Here is a 6,574-nt window from a genome sequence, read left to right as displayed (position 1 = left end):
GACATCGATACTTCGATCGTACACCTCTTCTCCACGCACACGGCTCGCGAGCAAAAGCCGTTCTCTGGATAGCACGTTGCGGGGGTTCTCCAGAAATGCGATCAAGAGATTGAACTCACATGCGGTAAGCTTGACCTCGCCACGCTCCGCACAGATCAGTCGCCGCTGCTTCACGCTGAGCTTCCAGGCCCCAAAGCGAAATGAGCGCTGCTCTCTGGTTCGCGGACTAGAAATGCGCTGGCGTAGCGCTACTCGAATGCGGGCCAAGAATTCGCGCATCCCGAAAGGCTTGGGAATGAAATCGGTTGCGCCGAGCTCCAGTGCAACCACTTTTTCCGCCTCATCAAGCCGGTCGCCGCTGATCACTATGATAGGAACATCCGATTTTGTCGCCAGATTGCGGACGATCGCAAGTCCATCCTCCCGGCCTAGGTTAAGGTCAACAACCACGAGATCGACTGGCTCACGTGAAAGAACATAGTCAAACTGCTTGCTATCGTGGACTGCGGTTACCTTCAGGGCATGCATCGGCGATGAGGCGCCGCATTGCGGCATCATCGTCAATGACAAGAACATGTTTCAACGGCACACCTCGTTTTGGGGGTTGCGCCCCGATCAGGGTTGCATTACCTGAATCTGCAAGCAAAAGGCATGTATTAGTGATGACATTACTTGAAATTGAACAACTGGTTCTCAAAACCCTCAACGCTCTAGTTGCGGAAAAAGTAGAGGTGTCGATGACAACCAGAATGCGGGATCTCGGCCTCGACAGCCTCGACTATAACGAGCTTGCTACGGCGATCGAGAGCCGACTTGGCTGGTTTGTCGACGATTACAAGCTCTGGCAATACGAGTCCGTAAGGCATGTCGCCGACGCCGTCGCCAGTCAGGAGTTGCGCACCGCGGAACCACCAGCAGTGCGACAAGTGCTGGAGTAGTGCTGTAGGCACAGGTTACGGTGAGGGCAGCTTGGGCGGCGGTAGCTATTGCCATTGCTCCGCTGTGGTTTCTATTCGTGACTGGTGTGTTTGAGAACTGTTGGGTCAGCCCGGTCCATGTCGCAGTGCCGATGCCCCCTTGGTGGCGTTGCCCGCAATTGCGATCGCTGCGCCCACGGCACCAATGCTGACGGTCGTTGTCAGGCCACCCGTTGAATTGTTGTCAGAGGCAACAGTGCCCACCACACCATCCCAATTGGTGGTCGTATAGACCGACATGTAGTCACGGAACACGCTCTCACTATACGTGGTCACGATCGTTGCCGTCGTACCGGTTGGCACGAGGGCCGACCACACTGACAGATAGACCACACCAGAATTGAAGATGCTTTCCACCTGAGCGAGAAGGGTGGCAGCCACACCCCCAATCGTCATACTGTTGACGGTCACTGCACTTCGGTGTCAGTGGTCTCAGTTGTCACGATGACACGACGATTAGCGTGTGGCGCGACAAGAAGCGGAATGCTGGTGTGGGTGTAAACGGTCGTTGGCAGTCGAGTCTTCGTGAGTGCCATTGAAGACCAGATCTATCGGGAACATTTTCTCCCAGACGCCCGAGCTGCGCACATAGACCTGTCGAGCCTTGGTCCAGAGGCTTGAGATTTTCACCCATACGGCGCTAGCCGCCCCCCAGACCCCGGAGGCTTTGACGTAAAGGGCCATTACGGCTGCACCCAGAAATCACCGTCCACGCCGCCAGAAGGGGCAGCGGCCGAGATCGTGACGCTGCGATTTGCCATCGTGCCGACGCCGAGAAGCGCCTTGGTCTGGGCAATGGACTGCGGTCGACGATAATTGTCCCCGGTGCCGTCACTCGACACGCGACCGACGAAGCTCGTCACAGCGTCGGCACCTGTGGCGTAGGTCGAGCGGTACAAACGCGTCGTGATATCACCAGCGCCATCGCGCTGAGGCGATGAACATGTATGGCGAGAGCAGAACGTTTGGGGCGGGACGAAGAGGTTGCGGAGGGCTGACAAGGTCGAGACGAAGCGTTGCAGGCCTCCCGGCGATCGGACCTCTGCATCATCCGCTCCCGTTTTCGCGGCGGCACATGGGAATTCTCCGCTCCGTTGTTCAACCCCTTGTGCGACCGGTGCTTGACGTCCGGCATCACCTGTCGCTTTGCCGCTCCATACGAGCGCAGCTAGTCGGTGATCATGCGCTTCGGCGCGAGCCCCTGCTTCTTCAACGGCCGCGTCAGCAAGCGCTTGGCGGCCTTGGTGTTGCGGCGGTTTTGCACGATTTCGTCCAGCACATATCCATCCTGGTCGACGGCGCGCCACAACCAAAGCTTTTTGCCGGGCGATGGTGACGACCACTTCGTTCAGGTACCAGACATCATTCCGGCACGGCGGCTTGCGGCGCAAGCAGCGAGCGCAGTCCAGCCCGAACTTAGATGCCCCACCGGCGACTTGTCTCATACGAAACCACGATGCCGCGTTCCAGCAGCATTTCCTCAACAGGCGCAGGCTCAGCGGAAACCGGAAATAAAGCCAGAGCGCGTGGGCGATAATAGGCGGCGGAAATCGGGGGGCGTGTAGCTGACGGCGGGCGTATTCATGCCCCCCGGCGTCCATGTCGCAAATCTTGACGATTGCTTTGTGTGTCAAGCCCGCCGCAGGTCTCAACGCGTTCATATGCAGACATTGTGAAAATCGCCCTATTCCGCCTTTTTTTACCGCCCCTTAAGTCCCCCGCTCGCATGCTTGTCGATGCATTGAACTCATAGCCATCGGCCAAGAATTTTGGAAAATATGTTTCCGCTCGCAGCAGAAAACGTGAGAGTCGCTGTAGGCCTAACGTCAAGGGGAGAGAGCGGTTTGATTGGACGAAATGGGTACCGGAGTACCGAGTCATGAAGCCACGAGGTAATCTGGTCCGACTGAAGCAATTTCAGGTGAATGAGAAGCGACGACAGTTGCACCAGCTAGACATCATGATTGCCGATTTCGAACGCATGGCGCGAGAACTGGAGTTCCAGATAAACGCCGAGGAAACGAAGGGCGGCATCTCCGATGTCAATCATTTCGCTTATCCGACGTTCGCCAAGGCCGCTCGCCTACGTCGTGACAACGTCAAGAATTCGCAATCGGACCTTCTGCGGCAGAGAACCGCAGCCGAGCCATGCCTCGCCGAGGCTGAAGCAGAGCTCTCCAAGGCGCAATTGCTAGAATCGCGCAGCGGCAGAGGCCACGACCTCGAACCCGGCAACCGAAGCGCCATGATCGGCTGAGCCGGACGGCTTCAGCGCGCCTCAATTCGCGACACCGACTGGCCGTTGGCGCGCGAGAGGCGTGCGGGCACTGTAAGATATCAGCGTCTTGATGCAGCGATAGCTGGTCGGGACGGCTGTCATGCTGCGGCGACATACGCGATTTTGTCCAGATTTGCATAGCGGCGTTACGCAGGTATGGGGGAAAGTGGAATTGGTTGGCAATCGAATCATCGGTGGAGACGAACCGCTGCCGGCGGACCGGCGCCTGGCGGCAACGCCTGGCGCTTTCGGCGGCTGCGGTAACGGCAAAGCAGGCTGGCCGCGTCGAGGATGAAGCGGCCCCTGCGTGATGCCGTTCTGCTCACGGCCGGGAGACGGGGTCGGCCCCGCCGGCCGGATGCTGCTCGCTTGGCGCGGCACCGTAAAGTCAACCGACAGCTTATGAAGATGTGCTTACATTGGGCCATGTCAGAAGTTGCTCGTGGTCCGCTCTATGGTCGCCAGCGCTTTCCCCCGAGATCATTGCGCACGCGGTATGGCCTACTTTCGCTTTCCGCTCAGCCTGCGCATGGTTGAGGACATGCTGGCGGCCCGCGGCATCATCGTCACGCATCAGACTGTTCGAAGCTGCGCGGAGAAATTCGGACGGCATTTCGCCCAGGAGATCAATATCAGCCGGCTGCCCGGGCGACAAATGGCATCTCGACGAATGTGTCGTGGCTATCAGTGGCAAGAAGCAGTGGCTCTGGCGTGCCGTCGATCAGGACGGCTTCGTCCTCGAAGTGCTGGTACAAAGCCGCCGAAATGCCAAGGCGGCAAAGCGTCTGATGCGCAAGTTGCTGAAAGCTCAAGGGCGGACACCACGGATCATGATCACCGACAAGCTCCGATCCTATGATGCCGCCATGCGCGACCTCTTGCCCGGCGTCGAACACCGGTCGCACACAGGCCTGAATAATCGAGCGGAAAATTCGCACCAGCCGACCCGACGACGCGAAAGGATCATGAAACGCTTCAAGTCGGCACGCCAGCTTCAGCGGTTCGTTTCCATCCATGATCCGATTGCCGACCTGCTCACTTTCCCTGCAATGCGCTGTCATCGGCTCAACATCGAGACCTGCGTAACGCCCCCATGCAAATCTGGAACAAAATCGCGTGTGTCGCCACAGCGTGACAGCCGTCCCGGCCAGCTATCGCGTGCATCAAGCCGCTGAAACTTACAGTGCCGGGCGCGCTGCTACCTGAATTTCCTTACCCGCTCAATCAATGTGACAGCACCGATTCTTCTCAACCGCGGCATGCCCTAAATCGTCACTTGCGTTCCGATCTCGACCACACGTCCGGTCGGGATCTGGAAATACTCCGTCGCATCGGCCGCCGAGCGAGCGAGCCCGATGAACAGCTTGTCCTGCCACACCGGCATGCCGGAATTGGGCGATGCCTTGAGCGAGCGCCGCGACAAGAAGAACGACGTCGTCATGATGTCGAACTTCCAGCCCTGCTTGCGGCAGATCGCCAGCGCGCGCGGAATGTTGGNCAGATTGCCGGCGAGGAAATCGAGCGGGATTTCGTTGCGCCGGGTCTTGTCGAACAGATAGCGGCTGCCGCGCACCCAGGTCCACATCGCCAGAACGATGGTGAAGGCCACCGCAAGCGACGCCCAGCCGCCCTCGAACACCTTCACGATGTTGGAGGCGAAGAAGCCGATGTCGATGAAGCCGAACAGCGCCGTCATGGCGACCGCCACCCACAGCCGCCATTTCCAGATGCGGGTCATGACGACGAACAGCAGCACCGTCGTCACCAACATGTTGCCGGTCACCGAGATGCCATAGGCGGAGGCGAGCTTGCTCGATTCGCCGAAACCGACGACCAGCAACATCACCGCCAACGCCAGCAAAACATTGACGCGCGGCATGTAGATCTGGCCCGACTGCCGTTCCGACGTGTGCAGGATTTCGAGCCGCGGCAGCATATTGAGCTGCACCGCCTGCCGGGTCAGCGAGAAGGCGCCGGAGATCACCGCCTGGCTGGCGATAACCGTCGCGGCAGTGGCCAGCACCACCATCGGGATCAGCGTCCAGCCTTCGTTCATCTCGAAGAATGGGTGGCCGACGTGACCGTTCTTCGCCAGCACGAAAGCGCCCTGCCCGGCATAGTTTAGCAGCAGGCAGGGAAACACGATGGCCAGCCAGGCGAGCACGATGGGCTTGCGGCCGAAATGGCCGAGATCGGCATAAAGCGCTTCGGCACCGGTGACGGCGAGGAAGATGGCGCCGATGGTGACGAAGGCGACATCGGGCGAATTGATCAGGAAGGCGACGATGTAGTGCGGGCTGACCGCCCACAGGATTTCGGGATCGGCGATGATGTGGTTCAAGCCCGAAAGACCGATAGCCAGGAACCAGACCGCCGTGATCGGCCCGAAGATCAGCGCCACACCGCCGGTCCCGAAGCGCTGCACCGAAAACAGGATCGCAAGGATGACCAGTGTCAGCGGCACGACGTAGGGCTGGAAGGTCGGGGTAACGACATTCATGCCTTCAACCGCCGAAAGCACCGAGATTGCCGGCGTGATGACGGCGTCACCGAAGAACAATGACGCGCCGACAATACCGATGGCCAGGATGATCGCCGAGCGGGTCGGGAAACTGCCGCGCGCCAGTGCCATCAGCGACAGCACGCCGCCCTCGCCTCGGTTGTCGGCTCTGAGCACAAACATGATGTATTTGATGGTGACGATAATCGTCAACGACCAGATGATCAGCGACAGCACGCCCAGAATATCGCCGCGCTCGGCGATTTCGCCGCCGGAGGACGCAACAAGCGCTTCCCGGAAGGCGTAGATCGGGCTGGTGCCGATGTCGCCATAGACCACACCGAGCGCGCCCAGCATCAGAACTTTGGTGCTGTGCTGTTCGATTTCGGGATGGCTCGATTGTTCGACGGGTTCTGCCTCAATACCAGCATTGGTAAGGGCCATGGACGACACTCCGATAAGCGCGCGGTGCTCTACGCTTGCTGCGATGCAATATCAAGTGCCGTGACGGTAGGGCTACCATGTTCCCAGCGCAGGGCTTGCCCCGCAATGACCGGTGCGTGGCGTCAAAGGCTGCCGGAAACCTCAGATCGCCACCTGCGTGCCGATCTCGACCACACGTCCGGTCGGGATCTGGAAATACTCCGTCGCATCGGCCGCCGAGCGGGCGAGCCCGATGAACAGCTTGTCCTGCCACACCGGCATGCCGGAATTGGGCGATGCCTTGAGCGAGCGCCGCGACAGGAAGAACGACGTCGTCATGATGTCGAACTTCCAGCCCTGCTTGCGGCAGATCGCCAGCGCGCGCGGAATGTTGGG

Annotated in this window: 5 protein-coding genes and 5 pseudogenes; 4 read left to right on the top strand and 6 right to left on the bottom strand. The window is 59.5% G+C overall.

All coding sequences use genetic code 11. The features are described from left to right. Positions 1–583, bottom strand: a pseudogene (locus X733_RS136565) (response regulator); the annotation flags it as partial. On the opposite strand from X733_RS136565, the gene X733_RS1000000170445 reads away from it, so the two are divergent. Beyond that, positions 534–938 (top strand): acyl carrier protein, encoded by a 405-nt coding sequence (locus X733_RS1000000170445; protein ID WP_081730999.1) that lies wholly within the window; start codon positions 534–536, stop codon positions 936–938. The pseudogene X733_RS136565 and the gene X733_RS1000000170445 overlap by 50 nt on opposite strands. Before the next feature lie 105 nt (positions 939–1,043). Here the strand turns inward: X733_RS1000000170445 and X733_RS136575 are convergent, their stop codons facing one another. The 3 genes and pseudogenes from X733_RS136575 to X733_RS01000000166990 all read right to left on the bottom strand — a co-directional run bounded on the left by X733_RS136575 (position 1,044) and on the right by X733_RS01000000166990 (position 2,578). Then, positions 1,044–1,388, bottom strand: coding sequence for a hypothetical protein (locus X733_RS136575; RefSeq protein WP_031194390.1), 345 nt, complete (start codon positions 1,386–1,388; stop codon positions 1,044–1,046). A gap of 272 nt (positions 1,389–1,660) precedes the next feature. Further along, positions 1,661–1,840, bottom strand: coding sequence for a hypothetical protein (locus tag X733_RS136585; RefSeq protein ID WP_031194388.1), 180 nt, complete (start codon positions 1,838–1,840; stop codon positions 1,661–1,663). Beyond that, a pseudogene (locus X733_RS01000000166990) lies at positions 1,837–2,578 on the bottom strand (IS6 family transposase). Before X733_RS01000000166990 ends, X733_RS136585 begins: the two are co-directional and overlap by 4 nt. A 278-nt stretch (positions 2,579–2,856) precedes the next feature. Between X733_RS01000000166990 and X733_RS136590 the strand changes: the two are divergent. The 3 genes and pseudogenes from X733_RS136590 to X733_RS1000000169230 all read left to right on the top strand — a co-directional run bounded on the left by X733_RS136590 (position 2,857) and on the right by X733_RS1000000169230 (position 4,430). Continuing rightward, positions 2,857–3,234, top strand: coding sequence for a hypothetical protein (locus tag X733_RS136590; RefSeq protein WP_023690673.1), 378 nt, complete (start codon positions 2,857–2,859; stop codon positions 3,232–3,234). A 197-nt stretch (positions 3,235–3,431) separates the two neighbouring features. Then, positions 3,432–3,631, top strand: a pseudogene (locus X733_RS1000000169235) (DUF1403 family protein); the annotation flags it as partial. A gap of 50 nt (positions 3,632–3,681) precedes the next feature. Next, positions 3,682–4,430 (top strand): annotated as a pseudogene (locus X733_RS1000000169230) (IS6 family transposase). An 89-nt stretch (positions 4,431–4,519) separates the two neighbouring features. Here X733_RS1000000169230 and X733_RS136600 read toward each other — a convergent pair. After that, positions 4,520–6,199, bottom strand: coding sequence for a potassium transporter Kup (locus X733_RS136600; RefSeq protein ID WP_023820449.1), 1,680 nt, complete (start codon positions 6,197–6,199; stop codon positions 4,520–4,522). A 141-nt stretch (positions 6,200–6,340) separates the two neighbouring features. Beyond that, positions 6,341–6,574 (bottom strand): annotated as a pseudogene (trkD, locus tag X733_RS01000000166985) (potassium transporter Kup); the annotation flags it as partial.

The sequence above is a fragment of the Mesorhizobium sp. L2C066B000 genome (genome assembly GCF_000502335.1).
Classification (GTDB): Bacteria; Pseudomonadota; Alphaproteobacteria; order Rhizobiales; family Rhizobiaceae; genus Mesorhizobium.
The sequence above is the reverse complement of the archived record's forward strand: the minus strand, read 5'-3'. Positions and strand labels throughout refer to the sequence as shown.

Coding starts and splice junctions, on each gene's coding strand:
- X733_RS1000000170445 (WP_081730999.1), top strand. CDS start 534: ATGAGGCGCCGCATTGCGGCATCATCGTCAATGACAAGAACATGTTTC.
- X733_RS136590 (WP_023690673.1), top strand. CDS start 2,857: ATGAAGCCACGAGGTAATCTGGTCCGACTGAAGCAATTTCAGGTGAAT.